General features: G+C 67.6%; 14 protein-coding genes and 2 pseudogenes. 8 read left to right on the forward strand and 8 right to left on the reverse strand.

Annotation, left to right across the window (positions count from 1 at the left end; all coding sequences use genetic code 11):
- Window positions 1-38 precede the first annotated feature (38 nt).
- Window positions 39-1,676 (reverse strand): solute symporter family protein, encoded by a 1,638-nt coding sequence (locus ACVWWN_RS14360; protein WP_457144498.1) that lies wholly within the window; start codon window positions 1,674-1,676, stop codon window positions 39-41.
- Window positions 1,673-2,023: a DUF485 domain-containing protein gene (locus ACVWWN_RS14365; protein ID WP_457144499.1), complete on the reverse strand. Its 351-nt coding sequence runs from the start codon at window positions 2,021-2,023 to the stop codon at window positions 1,673-1,675. The genes ACVWWN_RS14360 and ACVWWN_RS14365 overlap by 4 nt, the downstream gene beginning before the upstream one ends.
- A 113-nt stretch (window positions 2,024-2,136) precedes the next feature.
- Between ACVWWN_RS14365 and ACVWWN_RS14370 the strand changes: the two genes are divergently transcribed.
- On the forward strand, window positions 2,137-2,715 hold the full coding sequence (locus ACVWWN_RS14370; protein ID WP_457144500.1) for an HhH-GPD-type base excision DNA repair protein: 579 nt from the start codon (window positions 2,137-2,139) through the stop codon (window positions 2,713-2,715).
- A gap of 4 nt (window positions 2,716-2,719) precedes the next feature.
- On the opposite strand, the gene ACVWWN_RS14375 is transcribed toward ACVWWN_RS14370, so the two are convergent.
- Window positions 2,720-3,106: a recombinase family protein gene (locus ACVWWN_RS14375; RefSeq protein WP_457144501.1), complete on the reverse strand. Its 387-nt coding sequence runs from the start codon at window positions 3,104-3,106 to the stop codon at window positions 2,720-2,722.
- A 285-nt stretch (window positions 3,107-3,391) separates the two neighbouring features.
- On the opposite strand from ACVWWN_RS14375, the pseudogene ACVWWN_RS14380 reads away from it, so the two are divergent.
- Window positions 3,392-4,071: pseudogene (locus ACVWWN_RS14380) on the forward strand (aldo/keto reductase); the annotation flags it as partial.
- 115 nt (window positions 4,072-4,186) lie between these two features.
- Here ACVWWN_RS14380 and ACVWWN_RS14385 read toward each other — a convergent pair.
- Window positions 4,187-4,852, reverse strand: a complete 666-nt coding sequence (locus tag ACVWWN_RS14385; protein WP_457144502.1) for a nitroreductase family protein — start codon at window positions 4,850-4,852, stop codon at window positions 4,187-4,189.
- A 32-nt stretch (window positions 4,853-4,884) separates the two neighbouring features.
- On the opposite strand from ACVWWN_RS14385, the gene ACVWWN_RS14390 reads away from it, so the two are divergent.
- On the forward strand, window positions 4,885-5,031 hold the full coding sequence (locus tag ACVWWN_RS14390) for a DUF1059 domain-containing protein (RefSeq protein WP_457144503.1): 147 nt from the start codon (window positions 4,885-4,887) through the stop codon (window positions 5,029-5,031).
- A gap of 91 nt (window positions 5,032-5,122) precedes the next feature.
- Here the strand turns inward: ACVWWN_RS14390 and ACVWWN_RS14395 are convergent, their stop codons facing one another.
- Together ACVWWN_RS14395 and ACVWWN_RS14400 are read right to left on the reverse strand one after the other, a co-directional pair.
- Window positions 5,123-6,127, reverse strand: a complete 1,005-nt coding sequence (locus tag ACVWWN_RS14395) for an Rv1157c family protein (RefSeq protein ID WP_457144504.1) — start codon at window positions 6,125-6,127, stop codon at window positions 5,123-5,125.
- Between the two features lie 50 nt (window positions 6,128-6,177).
- Window positions 6,178-6,765 carry a hypothetical protein gene (locus ACVWWN_RS14400; RefSeq protein ID WP_457144505.1) on the reverse strand — a complete coding sequence of 196 codons (588 nt, stop codon included), beginning with the start codon at window positions 6,763-6,765 and terminating at the stop codon, window positions 6,178-6,180.
- A gap of 113 nt (window positions 6,766-6,878) precedes the next feature.
- On the opposite strand from ACVWWN_RS14400, the gene ACVWWN_RS14405 reads away from it, so the two are divergent.
- Window positions 6,879-8,114 carry a mannosyltransferase gene (locus tag ACVWWN_RS14405; protein WP_457144506.1) on the forward strand — a complete coding sequence of 412 codons (1,236 nt, stop codon included), beginning with the start codon at window positions 6,879-6,881 and terminating at the stop codon, window positions 8,112-8,114.
- On the opposite strand, the gene ACVWWN_RS14410 is transcribed toward ACVWWN_RS14405, so the two are convergent.
- Window positions 8,092-8,376, reverse strand: coding sequence for a 4a-hydroxytetrahydrobiopterin dehydratase (locus ACVWWN_RS14410; RefSeq protein ID WP_457144507.1), 285 nt, complete (start codon window positions 8,374-8,376; stop codon window positions 8,092-8,094). The genes ACVWWN_RS14405 and ACVWWN_RS14410 overlap by 23 nt on opposite strands.
- Before the next feature lie 26 nt (window positions 8,377-8,402).
- Here ACVWWN_RS14410 and ACVWWN_RS14415 point away from each other — a divergent pair, with 26 nt between their 5' ends.
- The 4 genes from ACVWWN_RS14415 (at window position 8,403) to ACVWWN_RS14430 (ending at window position 13,229) form a co-directional block, all read left to right on the forward strand.
- A complete protein-coding gene (locus ACVWWN_RS14415) occupies window positions 8,403-8,792 on the forward strand; it encodes a (deoxy)nucleoside triphosphate pyrophosphohydrolase (RefSeq protein WP_457144508.1) in 390 nt (129 codons plus the stop codon).
- A 104-nt stretch (window positions 8,793-8,896) separates the two neighbouring features.
- On the forward strand, window positions 8,897-9,022 hold the full coding sequence (locus ACVWWN_RS14420) for a hypothetical protein (protein WP_457144509.1): 126 nt from the start codon (window positions 8,897-8,899) through the stop codon (window positions 9,020-9,022).
- Between the two features lie 298 nt (window positions 9,023-9,320).
- Entirely contained in the window at window positions 9,321-11,222 is a 1,902-nt protein-coding gene (gene typA / locus ACVWWN_RS14425) for a translational GTPase TypA (protein WP_457144510.1), read from the forward strand.
- A 132-nt stretch (window positions 11,223-11,354) separates the two neighbouring features.
- Window positions 11,355-13,229, forward strand: a complete 1,875-nt coding sequence (locus ACVWWN_RS14430; RefSeq protein ID WP_457149129.1) for an ABC transporter family substrate-binding protein — start codon at window positions 11,355-11,357, stop codon at window positions 13,227-13,229.
- A 9-nt stretch (window positions 13,230-13,238) separates the two neighbouring features.
- Here ACVWWN_RS14430 and ACVWWN_RS14435 read toward each other — a convergent pair.
- Window positions 13,239-14,869 (reverse strand): annotated as a pseudogene (locus ACVWWN_RS14435) (LCP family protein).
- Window positions 14,870-14,959: the final 90 nt, after the last annotated feature.

Genomic DNA, 14,959 nt, shown 5'->3' on the forward strand with positions numbered 1-14,959 from the left:
AGCCGGTGGTCCTGGGCGGGTCGCGGCGAGAACGGCCCTCAGTGCGAGACCGCCTTCTCCGCGCCGACCCCGGTGAGTGCCCGTACCTCGAATTCGGCGTTGATCTCCGGATCGCCGCGATCGGATGATGTCAGTGTGCCCACGATGCCGAGGATGAAGGCGAGCGGGATGGAGACGATGCCCGGGTTGGCCAACGGGAACCAGGCGAAGTCGACGTTCGGCAGCATCGCCGTCTTCGCACCCGACACCGCCGGGGAGAAGATGATCAACACGATGGTCGCGATCAGTCCGCCATACATGCTCCACAGCGCCCCGCGGGTGTTGAACCGCGGCCAATACAGCGAGTACAGGATGGTCGGCAGATTGGCGGCGGCCGCCACGGCGAACGCGAGCGCGACCAGGAACGCGATGTTCTGCTCCGCGGCCAGGATGCCCAGGCCGATCGACAGGATGCCGAGCACCACCACGGTGATGCGCGACACCCGTACCTGCTCGTCCTCGGTCACCTGGCCGCTCTTGAGCACGCTGGCATAGATGTCGTGGGCGAACGAGGTTGCCGCGGTGATGGTCAGTCCGGCCACCACGGCAAGGATGGTCGCGAACGCCACCGCAGAGATCACGGCGAGTAGCACGACGCCACCGAGCTCGAAGGCCAGCAGCGGTGCTGCCGAATTCTGCGCGCCGGGTGCCGCCAGGATGGCGTCGGGTCCCACGAGTGCCGCGGCGCCGTAACCCAGCGCGAGCGTGAAGAGGTAGAAGGCGCCGATCAGCACGATGGCCCACACCACCGAGCGGCGTGCCTCTTTGGCGGTGGGCACCGTGTAGAAGCGCATCAGCACATGCGGCAGGCCGGCGGTCCCGAGCACCAGCGCAATCGCGAGCGAGATGAAGTTGATCTGCGACGTCAGCGAGGCGCCGTACTGCGCGCCCGGAGCGAGCACGTCGCGGCCGGCCACGGCCTCGCTGGAGGATTCCGAAACCGCGGTCTGGGCGGCACCGAGCATGTCGGAGATGTTCGCCCCGAACTTCACCAGCACCATCACGGTCATCACGGCGGCGCCGCCGATCAGCAGCACGGCCTTGATGATCTGCACCCAGGTGGTCCCCTTCATCCCGCCGATCAGCACGTAGAGGATCATCAACACGCCGACCACGGCGATGACCAAGGCCTGGCCGACGTCGCTGGTGATGTTGAGTAGCAGGGCTACCAGCCCGCCGGCGCCTGCCATCTGCGCCAGCAGGTAGAACAGGCAGACGGCCAGCGTGGTGGTCGCGGCCGCGAGCCGCACCGGGCGTTGTCTGAGCCGGAAGCTGAGTACATCGGCCATCGTGAATTTGCCTGCATTGCGCAGCAATTCGGCAACCAGCAGCAGCGCGACGAGCCATGCGACGAGGAACCCGATCGAGTACAGGAAGCCGTCGTAGCCGTACACCGCGATCGCGCCGGCGATGCCGAGGAAGCTGGCTGCCGACAGGTAGTCACCGGAGATCGCGATTCCGTTCTGCGGTCCGGTGAACGAGCGGCCCGCGGTGAAGAACTCCGCGGCGGTGGCGTTCTTCTTGCTGGCGCGGATCACGATGAATAGCGTGATCGCGACGAACAGCGCGAAGATGGCGATGTTGGTGGCGGGATTGCCGACGGTGGTGCCCTCCGCGGCCAGCAGCGTGCCGGTCATGCCGCACCACCTTCGAGCTCGGCGCGAATGGCCTCGGCCCGCGGATCGAGCTCGCGGTTGGCGAACCGGACGTAGATACCGGTGATGACGAACGTGGATACGAATTGACCGATGCCGATCAACAGGCCGACGTTGATGTTGCCCCACACCTGAGTTGCCATGAAATCGTGGGCAAATGCGCCCAGCACCACATAGGCGGCGTACCAGACGAGGAACAGCGCGCTCATCGGGAAGACGAAGCGGCGCAGACGGCTTCGCAGTTCCTGGAACTCCGGACTGGCCTGGATTTCGGTGAATCGGACGCCGCCGACGGCGACGTCGGTGGATGGAAGGTCGTTTTCGGGCACGAACACTCCTGACCTCGTTGTGAAGTTGTCGTGAGGAAGCTTAATGAGGCCTGTGTCACACCGTGTTGTTCCCTGTGAAGATCGGCGTCAAACCCCCGATCTAGACTGGTCGCGTGGCACAACTGCAGCTAGTGCAAGATCCGGCGGCCGACGCACTGCTGGACTCCAATCCTTTTGCGCTCCTGGTCGGCATGCTGCTCGACCAGCAGATCCCGATGGAGGTGGCCTTCGGCGGACCGAAGAAGATCGCCGACCGGATGGGCGGTGTCGACGCCCGCGAGATCGCCGACTACGACCCGGACAAGTTTGCCGCGTTGTGCGCGGAACGCCCTGCGGTGCATCGGTTTCCGGGGTCGATGGCAAAACGGATCCAGACGCTCGCGCAGACCATCGTCGACCAGTACGGCGGTGACGCGGCCGCGCTCTGGACGGCCGGCGGCGCCGACGGCGCCGAGGTGTACCGCCGACTGAAGGGCTTGCCCGGATTCGGCGAGCAGAAGGCAAAGATCTTCCTCGCCCTGCTGGGCAAGCAGTACGGCGTCACCCCCAAGGGCTGGCGTGAGGCGGCGGGGGATTACGGCAAAGCCGGATCCTTCATGTCGGTGGCGGACGTGAAGGACGCAGGATCGCTGGAAAAGGTGCGGTCGTACAAGAAACAGGCGAAGGCAGCAGCGAAGGCCGCCAAGGCCTGACGACTCAGAGAGGCTCGTCGGTGGGCTGCAGGTCGAGGCGCGCCAGAGCGGTGATGACGCTGGCAACCACGCGTCCGGTGGTGGTACCCGTATCGAGTCCTTCCTTCAGCGTCCGTAACCGCAGCCCGCGGTCGGTGAGGTCGGCGATGGTCCGCGTCACCTCGGCGGTCGATCGCCCGAGCCGGTCGAGGGCGACGACGATCACGGTGTCGCCCGAGCGGGCGTAGCTGACCATGGCGAGCAGACCCGCGCGCACCCGATCGGCGGAGTTGGACAATTTGTCGGTGAACACGCGCCTCGGGTCGACCCCGGCCGCGTTGAGTTCCGCCAGCTGACTACCAAGGTCCGGCTCGGCGGTGCTGGCTGTCGCGTAGCCCAGCGTGCAGGTCACGGATCCAAGCTCCCATGGCTTCGGTGCGGTGGGAAGCGGCAACGCCGATCGAGTCTGGCTAACAGCCGAACTGTTACGGAACATCTACATGTCGAGAGTCGGAAACTCGTCGGGGCGTCTGCCGCAACAGCACCGCGCGCCGGTCTTCGAGGACATCGGTTTCACAGCATGATCCTGGCACCGGGCTGGGCCGCAGCTGCCGGGCGAAGTGGGTCCTGGCTTGGCCGCGCCGCGGTTGGCGCCGGTGGTCTGTGCAGCCCGGTTTCGCGGGCTAGCGTGGAGAAAATCAAGCATGTCTCACTTGGAGGTGCGGACGTATCGCGGCTCGGCTTGGGATGTATGGGCATGTCGGATACGCGGGAGCGGGCAGCGATGCCGAATCGATCCGGACCGTCCACCGAGCACTCGAACTCGGCATCACGTTCCTGGACACCGCCGAGATCTACGGGCCTTTACGAACCAGGAGTTGGTCGGCAGAGCGATCGCCGGACACCGGGATGACGTCGTGCTGTTTCATCTCGCATCGGGGCGGTGAGCCGGCCTAGGGCCTCGACAGTTCGCCGGACAGCCTCCGGGCGGGTAGGAGCGGTCGCTACGGCGGCTGGAGGTCGATCACATCGACCTGGGCTACCAGTACCGGGTTGATCCCGGTACGCCGATCGAAGACACCATCGGGGCATTGGCGGAACTGGTGCAGTTGGGGAAGATCCGCTATATCGGTCTGTCGGAAGCGGCGCCGGAAACGATTCGCGGGCACATGGGGTGCATCCCGTGACGGCGCTTCAGACCGAGGACTCGTTGTGGACGCGCGATCCGGGGGCCGATCTCCTGCCGCTGACCCGCGAGCTGGGCATCGGTTTCGTCGCCTATTCCCTGCTGTGCGCGGCTTTCTGGCGGGACAGATCCGTTCACGGGCAGATTTGGCTCCCAACGATTTTCGCCGCAACAACGCGCGGTCGAGCGCCCGGATGAGAACGCGGCCGCCGACGGGATAACGCTCAACGCCGACCAGCTTGCCCGGCTGGACGCGATCGCCCCGGCCGCCGGCGAACGGTACGCCAATATGTCCACCATCGACCGCTAGGCGCGGAAGGGTTCGCCGTCGAAGCGTTCGCGGGTGGTGAGTTCGTCGACCGGTGCGCGGCTCAGCTTGGTGGCCTGCTGCGCCGGCTTGCCCAGCGGCACGATCGCCGCGACCGCGTAGCTCTCGGGTATGCCGAGCAGTGCCTTGATGCGGGGCTCTTCGGGCACGGCCATGGTGGTGAGCACGCCGCCGTAGCCCTCGTTGCGCGCCGCCAGCAGGATGTTCCACACCAACGGGTACACCGAGGCGCCCGCGATGACACCGACCCGGTCGAGGTTCTGGTCCATTGCGGCGACGACGGCGAGGTCGACGCACACGACCAGCACGACGGCCGACTCCACCAGCGGTGCGGTCAACCAGGTTGGCACCTCCGTCGCGGCCACCTGCTCGGGTGATACGCCCATGGGCTGCACCGGGTTCCATGGGCTTTCGCCGTTGCGCCCCTGCGCAACGTAACGCCGCGCGCCCGGGAGGGTGAGATCGACGAGTGTCTCCCGGGTGCTGCGGTCACGGATCGCCACCACGTGTGTGCCCTGACGGTTGCCGCCGCTCGGCGCGAATCGGGCGTTGTCAAGGATGCGCTCCAGGACTTCGTCGGGCAGTGGATCATCACTGAATTCGCGGACTGCCGCTGTGGTACGCATGACGTCGTATAGCTCCATGCGCGTCATCTTTCCTGTGGGATGGTGAAGAGATGAAGACACACCTGAACTGCCCGTGCGGTGAGGCCATCACCGGCGAGAACGAGGACGATCTGGTCGAGAAGGCCCAGGCGCACTTGTCCGAGGCGCATCCCGGCCGCGATTACGACCGGGACGCGATCCTCTTCATGGCTTACTGACCACCCGCGAGCGTGCGCGTTCTCCGCTGATGCGCCGGCGTGTCGCCCGCTGACACGCACGCTCGCGGGAGGGTGGGGGGTGAGTGAGCCGTTAGGGCACGACCGTCGAGCCGATGGTCGGCATGAACTGGCACTGCTTCTCGGCCGTGGAGACCTGGCCGAAAATCGTCGAGATGATGCTGCCCGACCCGGTGTCCGCGATCACCGACAACGTGGTCGGTCCCTGTGGATTGATGTCTGCTCGGGGCTTCAGCGTCGCGCTGCCGGACTTGCCCGTGGTCAGGTTGACCCACGTGACGTTGAGCGGCAGCTTCTGCTCGGCAGCGGGTCCCGGTGTGCCCATCGCGGTGAACACATACGCGGTCTGGCCGGCCTGAGGTCCCGGCGCCGGAATCGTGGCCGGTCCGGCCACTGAGATTGCCGTCGCCAACACATTGCCGCCGTCCGCCAGACACCCGTTGCTGATCGACGGATACATGAAGTCCTGCGTCGGCGGCGCATCCGGACCGAACGCCGGAGCACCAGCCGGAGCCGGCCCAGGTGCCGGTGCCGGGTTCGCATCGGGTGCCGGAGCAGGTGCGGCCTCGGGTGCCGGACCAGGCGCGGCTTGCGGTGCGGGAGCGGCTTCCGGCGCCGGGGCAGGTGCGGCTTCCGGCGCCGGTGCCGGTGCGGCCGCGGGGGCCGGCGCCGCCATCGGTGCCGCATCGGGCACCGGGCCCACCGCGTGCGCCGGGTCGACGCCCATGGGCAGGTGCGCCTCGGCACCGGGCACCGCACCCGGCGCAGGCACGTGCGACACGAACTGATTCACCGCCGACGCCACGTTCTGCGAGTCGGGGGGCGCCAGCGAGTTACCCGCGAACACTGCGGCAGCGGCCATCAGCTGCGACGCCGCGTTCGTCGGGTCGTTCGCCGCCTGCTGGATGGCGGGGCCAAGGCTCTGCACCGCCGGCAGTCCGGGTGCCTGCAGAGCATCAATCGGCAACGGCGACGGTGGATCGGCGTGCGCCACTCCCGCCATACCACCCAGCAGCAGTGCGGCCGACGAGCCGACCGCGACGGCGGTTTTCGTGATCATCGTCCTGGTCGATGACATCGTTCCCCCAAAGGCGTGTTTGTAGTTGTGGACGTCGGCTGCGGCCGCGATCAGGGGAGGGCAGACAGCGGCATCAGCAGCGGCGGCAGACCGGCGGCGGGCGCCGCGGCGGGTGCTGCCGGAGCCGCGGGAGCGGCGGCCGGAGCGGCGGCCGGAGCGGCAGCCGCCGCGGGAGTCAGGCTCGCGATCGGGGATCCGGCGGGCATGAGCGCGCCGAGGTCCGAAAGAAGCGGCACGTTGGCCGGCAGCAGACTCTGAGGTCCGGCCGCCGGCGCGGAGGCCGGGGTGGCCGCAGGCGCGGAGGCCGGGGTGGCCGCAGGCGCCGCCGCGCCCGGTGCCGCGGGCGCACCCGGCAGCGTCACCGAGGCCGTCGCGGCCGGCGGGGGGGTGGCCGGCGTGGCCGGCGTGGCCGGCGCGGACGCCGCGCCGAGCATCGACGTGAGCCCCTGAACGAGCTGCGTCGCCGCGGCCGGATTGGAGGCGAGTTGCTGCAGGAACGGCAGGCCCGGCACGCTCGGCACGCTTGGGGCCGGCGGTACCGGATCGGCGGCTGCCGTGCCGCTGAGCGCGAGCGCGACGGGAACGGCGCCCGCAGCGGCGATCATGCTGGTGGCAAGCATTTTCCTGGTGAATTTCATCATTTTTCCAATCGGTTGACGGCAAGCCCTGAGCCCGAAGCTACGCAGTTACTGCTGTGACTCAAGTGACGCGTGTGGCGTTTATGCAACCGTGACGAAGGCGAACTGTTTCGGTGACCGTCGATAGAGTCGGACGGATTGACAGAGATACGGCATCGACTGCCGCGACGAATCCGCGTCTGGCCCCCCGATTGGCCGCCGCGGCACCGCTGCTGTTGGCACTCAGCATCGCCGCGCGACTGGCGTGGACCTACCTGGCGCCCAACGGGGCCAACTTCGTCGACCTGCATGTCTACGTCGGGGGCGCCGGGACGCTCGATCATCCCGGCACGCTGTACGACTACGTTTACGCCGACCAGACACCGGACTTCCCGCTGCCGTTCACGTATCCGCCGTTCGCCGCGGTGGTGTTCTATCCGCTGCACATGGTGCCCTTCGGATTGCTGGCGTTCGCTTGGCAATTGGGCATCATCGCCGCGCTGTACGGGGTGGTGCGGATCAGCCAGCGCCTGCTGCCCGGGGACGGTGCAGGGAATCCGCGCGTCGCGATGCTGTGGACCGCCGTCGGGATCTGGATCGAACCGTTGCGCAGCACCTTCGACTACGGACAGATCAACGTGGTGCTCGCGCTGGCGGTGCTGTACGGCGTGTACAGCACACGGTGGTGGGTGTCGGGTCTACTCGTCGGACTGGCCGCGGGAATCAAGCTCACCCCCGCGGTGTCGGGACTGTACTTCCTCGGCGCCAAGCGGTGGGGCAGCGTGCTGTTCTCCGCCGTGGTGTTCTTCGGCACGATCGCCGTCTCGACACTGGTCGTCGGAGGCCAAACCCGTTACTACTTCACCAAATTGCTCGGTAACGCCTCCCGCATCGGACCGATCGGCACCTCGTTCAATCAGTCCTGGCGCGGCGGCTTCTCCCGGATTCTCGGGCACGACGCGGGCTACGGGCCGCTGGTACTCGGAGCCCTCGCCGTCACCGCCGTCTTGGCGATCCTGGCCTGGCGCGCGATCGGCGGCGCCGAGGACCGTCTCGGCGCGATCGTCATCGTGCAGCTGTTCGGACTTCTGCTGTCACCGATCTCGTGGACGCATCACTGGGTCTGGCTGATTCCGCTGATGATCTGGCTGCTGCACGGCCCCCTGCGGGAGCGCCCGGGCGCACGGATTCTCGGCTGGGGCTGGCTCGTCCTGACCCTGGTCGGGGTGCCGTGGCTGCTGAGCTTTGCGCAGCCGACGATCTGGGTGATCAGCCGGCCGTGGTACCTGGCGTGGGCCGGCCTGGTCTACGGCGTGGCTACCCTGGCGACGCTGGCGTGGATCGCCGCTAGCCGCCGACGATCTGATTGATGTCGCGCGCCATGTTGACGTCGTTTTCGGTGATGCCGCCCTCAGAATGGGTAACCAGTGCGAAACTCACTGTCCGCCAACGTATGTCGATGTCAGGATGATGATCCTTCTCCTCGGCGTGTTCGCCGACCCGGCGGACCGCATCAATGCCGTCGAGGAATCCGGGGAATTTGATGGAGCGGCGCAGGGCGCCGTCGGTGCGCTCCCAGCCGGGAAGGTCGGGCAGTGCGGCGTCCACTTGTTCGTCGGTTAACACAGCCATCTCCCGACCGTATACCGTCGGCGAGGATGTCAAAACAGATCGTCGTCGCGGGTGCTCTGATCACGGGTTCCGCGCTGCTGGTCGCGCAGCGTGCCAGGCCGGCCGAGCTGGCCGGCCTCTGGGAACTGCCGGGCGGAAAGGTCGCGGCGGGGGAGAGCGACGCCGGCGCGCTGGCCCGCGAGCTGCGCGAAGAACTCGGTGTCGACGTCACCGTCGGCGCCCGCATCGGGACCGATGTCGCGCTGAGCGCGTCGATGAGCCTGCGCGCCTACCGCGTCACACAGACCGGCGGTGCCCTGCATCCGAACGATCACCAGGCGTTGCGGTGGGTCGGTGTCGACGAACTGGACGGCCTGCCGTGGGTGCCGGCCGACCGTGAGTGGCTCGAGGAGCTGAGGCGAGCCCTCGCGCCCTAGCACCTCGAGCGTGTCGGACAGCAACTCGCGCTCGTCGTCCGTCGGCGTTCGACTGTCCCGCAGTGTTTCTGGCTGATAGCGCCTGGATAGTCCGCTGGCGACTGATGAAACCAGTCGACGAAGGAGCGGTGAAGTACTTCACGTCGGAGAATCGACAGCTCGCGGCGATCTCCAGCATGGTGCTGCCGGTAGCCAGCAACAGGTTCTCGGCCATCGCCAATCGGAGGTAGCCGAGCAGGTCGCTCAAGCTGACCGCCGAGGCCTCCTTGACGAAATGGGAGACATAGGACTCTGAGTAGGGCTGTTCGCGACTTCGGCGCCCGATAGAACACGTTGGCCAGTTATTGACCCCCCAACCCGTTGCGTTCCGCCTTGCGCACCGCATGGACCACCACCGGGCAATGCGTGCACCGCGGCTTGCTGCGGCAGCACTTTTTCTTGGGTTTCAGCTCGGCGAAGTTGCGCGGCATCGCGTGACGGGCGTCTCTCGTTTTCGTGATCGGCGGCCAGCACTGGGATGATTCAGTCGTGGATTCTCGCCCTGACTTCCGGAACGTCGCCATCGTGGCACACGTCGACCATGGGAAGACGACCCTCGTCGACGCGATGCTGCGGCAATCGGGGGCGTTGAGTCATCGCGGCGATGACGCGGTCGAGCGCCTGATGGACTCCGGTGATCTGGAGAAAGAAAAGGGCATCACGATCCTGGCGAAGAACACCGCCGTGCATCGCAAGCACTCGGACGGCGGCATGACGGTGATCAATGTCATCGACACGCCCGGTCACGCGGACTTCGGCGGCGAGGTCGAGCGCGGACTGTCGATGGTCGACGGGGTGCTCCTACTCGTCGACGCGTCCGAGGGCCCGCTGCCGCAGACCCGCTTCGTGCTCCGCAAGGCCCTGGCCGCGCATCTGCCGGTCATCCTGGTGGTCAACAAGACGGACCGGCCCGACGCCCGTATCGCCGAGGTCGTGTCGGACAGTCACGACTTGCTTCTCGACGTCGCCTCCGATCTCGACGAGGAGGCGCAGAAGGCCGCAGAAGACGCGCTCGGACTTCCGACGTTGTACGCCTCGGGCCGGGCCGGCATCGCCAGCACCACCGAGCCGGCCAACGGAGAGAACCCCGAGGGCGAGAACCTCGACCCGCTGTTCGACGTGCTGCTCGAGCACATCCCGCCGCCGCAGGGCGACCCGGAGGCGCCGCTGCAGGCCTTGGTGACCAACCTCGACGCGTCGGCGTTCCTCGGCAGGCTCGCGCTGATCCGCATCTACAAGGGCCGCATCCGCAAGGGCCAGCAGGTCGCCTGGATGCGCGAAGTGGACGGCCACCCGGTCATCACGAACGCCAAGATCACCGAACTGCTCGTCACCGAGGGCGTGGACCGAACCTCCACCGATGAGGCCATCGCCGGCGACATCGTGGCCGTGGCGGGGCTGCCCGAGATCATGATCGGCGACACCCTGGCCGATACCGAGCACGCGCACGCGCTGCCCCGCATCACCGTCGACGAACCCGCCATCTCGGTCACGGTCGGCACCAACACGTCGCCGTTGGCGGGCAAGGTCAAGGGGCACAAGCTGACCGCCCGGATGGTGAAGTCGCGCCTCGACACCGAACTCGTCGGCAACGTGTCGATCAAGGTCGTCGAGATCGACCGGCCCGACGCGTGGGAGGTGCAGGGCCGAGGTGAGCTGGCGCTGGCCGTCCTCGTCGAGCAGATGCGCCGCGAGGGTTTCGAGCTGACCGTCGGCAAGCCTCAGGTGGTCACGCGGACCATCGACGGCAAGCTGCACGAGCCGTTCGAAGCCATGACCATCGACTGCCCGGAGGAGTTCGTCGGCGCCATCACCCAGCTGATGGCCGCGCGCAAGGGCCGTATGGAGGAGATGACCAACCACGCCGCCGGGTGGGTCCGGATGGACTTCATCGTCCCCAGCCGTGGCTTGATCGGCTTCCGCACCGACTTCCTGACGCTGACCCGCGGCACCGGCATCGCGAACGCCGTGTTCGACGGCTACCGCCCGTGGGCGGGGGAGATCCGGGCACGGCACACCGGGTCGCTGGTGTCGGACCGGTCCGGCTCGATCACACCGTTCGCGATGATCCAGCTGTCCGACCGCGGCCAGTTCTTCGTCGAGCCGGGCCAGGACACGTACGAGGGCCAGGTCGTCGGCATCAACCCGCGCGCCGAGGATCTGGACGTCAACGTGACCCGCGAGAAGAAGCTGACGAACATGCGGTCCTCGACGGCCGACGTCATGGAGACGCTGGCCCGTCCACTGGAGCTGGGCCTCGAGCAGGCCATGGAGTTCTGCGCCGAGGACGAATGTGTCGAGGTGACGCCCGAGGTGGTCAGGGTCCGCAAGGTCGAGCTGGACGCCACCCTGCGTGGCCGGGCCAAGGCTCGCGCCAAGGCCCGGGGGTAACGGGATCGAGCCTGCGCACAGCTCTCCCCCGAGGCACGAAACGTGACCTCACCGCGGTCTCGAGGTGGCGCTCCGGCCCGCGTCATCACCGCCGAAGCCGGCCGCGGAGGGGCCGATACCCTAAATGGCGTGCTGGGCCCCCTACGCGTCATCTCCACGCTGTCCGTGCTGGTGACGTTGGTGGCGCTGGTCGCGTCGTGCACCGTCAGCCCGCCGCCGGCGCCGCAGAGCACCGACACCTCGGAGACCACGGCGGCGCCCCCGCCGCGCGCGTCGCAGATCATCATGGCCATCGACTCGATCGGTCCCGGTTTCAATCCGCATCTGCTGTCGGACCAGTCCCCGGTGAACGCGGCGATCAGCGCGCTGGTACTGCCCAGCTCGTTCCGTCCGGTTCCCGACCCCATGTCATCGACGGGCTCGCGATGGGAACTCGACACCACTCTGCTGCAGTCGGCGGAGGTGACCAATCAAGACCCGTTCACCGTCACCTACAAGATCCGGCCCGAAGCGCAGTGGACGGACAACGCCCCCATCGCCGCCGACGACTACTGGTACTTGTGGCGTCAGATGGTCAGCCAGCCGGGAGTGGTCGATCCTGCGGGCTACGATCTGATCACCGGTGTCCAGTCGGTCGAAGGCGGGAAGACGGCGGTGGTCACCTTCGCGCAGCCCTATCCGGCGTGGCGCGAGCTGTTCAACGACATCCTGCCCGCTCATATCGTCAAGGACGTGCCCGGCGGCTTCGCGGCGGGGCTCGCGCGGGCCCTGCCCGTCACCGGCGGCCAGTTCCGTGTGCAGAGCATCGATCCACAGCGCGACGAGATCCTGCTGGCCCGCAACGACCGATACTGGAGCGCGCCCGCCAAACCCGACCAGGTGCTGTTCCGGCGCGGCGGTGCGCCCGCGGCGCTGGCCGACTCGATCCGCAACGGTGACACCCAGGTCGCTCAGGTACACGGCGGCTCCGCCGCGTTCGCGCAGCTGTCCGCGATTCCCGATGTGCGCACCGCCCGGATCGTCACGCCACGCGTCATGCAGCTGACACTGCGCGCACAGCAGCCTGCGCTCGCGGATTCTCAAGTGCGCAAAGCGATTCTGGGTCTGCTCGACGTCGATCTGCTCGCCTCCGTGGGCGCCGGTGTCGACAACACGGTCACACTGGCCCAGGCTCAGGTGCGGTCACCGTCGGACCCCGGTTATGTGCCGACCGCTCCGCCCGCGATGACGAAGGAAGCGGCGCTGGGACTGCTGGCGGCGGCGGACTATCACATCGATCCCGTCGACACACCGGTGCCGCCGACGCCGGGGACTCCGGCCCCGGAGAACAACCGCGGCCGGATCACCAAGGACGGCATTCCCTTGACGATCGTGCTCGGGGTGGCGGCCAACGACCCGACCTCGGTGGCCGTGGCCAACACCGCAGCCGACCAACTGCGCAACGTCGGCATCACCGCGTCGGTGTCGGCGCTGGATCCGGTCGCCCTCTACGGGGACGCGCTGGTGAACAACCGCGTCGACGCCGTGGTCGGCTGGCATCAGGCCGGCGGTGATCTCGCCACCTCACTCTCCTCCCGGTACGGCTGCCCCGCCCTGGAGGCCACAGCGGTGTCGACGGCCACGCCGGGACCGGCGACGTCGTCGTCGTCCCCCGCATCGACCAGCACCTCATCGGTGCCGTCCGGACCGTCCACGACGGGTACCCCGACCTCGCCACTGCCGGCGCCGGAGTCCGGTCAGCTCGTTCAGGCCCCGAGCAACATCACCGGGATCTGTGACCGGAGCATCCAGCCCAAGATCGACGCGGCTCTCGACGGCACCGAGGAGATCGGTGAGGTGATCACCGCGGTCGAGCCGCGACTGTGGAACATGTCGACGGTGCTGCCGATCCTGCAGGACACCACGATCGTCGCGGCCGGTCCCAGCGTCCAGAACGTCAGCCTGTCGGGCGCCGTGCCGGTCGGCATCGTCGGCGACGCGGGCAAGTGGGTGAAGAGCCCGCAGTAGCGACCGACGTCACTTCACGCACGGCGTGCTGTTCCCCGTCATCTCCGTGAGGTCGGTGGGTTCCGGCGCCCGGGTGCCTGAGGCGGTGGCGTCGACGGTGGTGATCGATGCCGGCGCGGTGGTGACCGAAGTGCTCGTCGACGTGCTGTCGGTGAGGTACTCGGCGGAGGGGAAGTCGGAGCCGATGGTCAACCGAACCGTGCCGGGCGCCACGACGTCAGAGGCGGTCGCCGTCAGCTGAAGCTGCTCGGCCAGCCTGACGGCCGCCTCGCCCGCGCCGGGACCGTACGTGATGTCACTGCTTTCGGCCAGGCTGCCACCGGTGGTGACGGAGCCTGCCGACAGGCCGTCGACGCCAAGGGATTTCACCACGGCTGTGCCGAGCCCCTCATGGCTCGTGGCGTTGACCACATCCAGAATCATTGGGGCAGTAGGTATTTGCGGCGGCGCACTGGTCGATGGCGGATCGGGCGTGCCGTTGGTGAAGATGTTGCGCACGATGGCCCTGATGTGGTGGACGTCGACGATGTTGACGTCTTCGCCGCGGGCGTCCCTGCCGAATTCGCGGATCGGCAACGTGTACAGCGACAACCGACTGTCGCTCAGAAGGGACGCGTTGCCGACGAACGCCGACAGGTCGAACCCCTCGTCGACGGCGATGTTCTGTTGGGCGACACGAAGCAGATTGCGTAGCGCGGTGGGACTGGACAGCGCACCGCCGTGGCGCAGCGCGCTCACCAGCGAGACGATGAACGCTTGCTGCCGGCGGGTGCGATCCAGGTCGGTGAATAATTCGTCGTTCTCGTCGCGACGCTGGCGCACGAACGCCATCGCCTGGGCGGCGTCGATCTGCTCTGCTGCACGCCGCGGTGGAAGTCGGCCCCCGAGAAGCTGTCGGACGTGTCGTCGTTCAGGCAGACGGTGATGGGAGCCACGACGCCGGCGATCTGAAAGAACGCGCCGAGGGTCACCTCGATGAAGTGGTCGATCGGCACACCCAGCAGGCGGCGCACGGTGTTGATCTCGGATATGCGACCGGCTTCGCGCGCCAGTTGCTCGTTGCCCGCCGGCCCCGAAGACTGTGACGACTCCGACGACGACCCTGAGGAGCTCAGTGAATCCAACTTCTGCTGGTAGGCCAGTCCGTAGGCCTGTTTCACCTTGCCCTTGCACACCCCGCTGGGGCATCCCACCAGGTCGACGAAGTCGTCGCGGGGCACCGACACCGCGCTGACCGGGCCGTTTCCGCCCGGTATGTGCAACACGATCAGCACGTTGGCGTTGTAGCCACCCACGGTTTCGTCACCGGCGTGCAGCGCGTCGTAGATGTCCTGGGGCAGTGGCTGGCCGTGCTGGTCGAGCCGGCTGTCGAGGCCCATGATGAGAATGTTCTGCTCACCGCCCGTGGATGCGGCTCCGCCGGCCAGCGCCTGAGAAGTGGTGATGCCGCCCGACAGGTTGCGGTAACCGGCCCACCCGATCCCCGTCAGCGCGAGCACCGCGACCGTGACAAGCCCGCCCAGCACCCGGCCACCGGCCAGTATCCGGACACGGCTCGGTCGACGGTTCAGGCGATGCCGTGGCCGTCGTGTTCCCGGCAGGGGGTCCGTCTGCCGTGACGGCTCGGCGGGTCGTGTCATGTCTAGCGTCGAATTATCCCGGAATGTCCTGTGTGCGGGCAGCCGCGGTCCTCTCAGCCGGCGCAGGCTCGTAGCCGAGCACCGAATCGG

This window comes from Mycobacterium sp. URHB0021 (assembly GCF_054057895.1).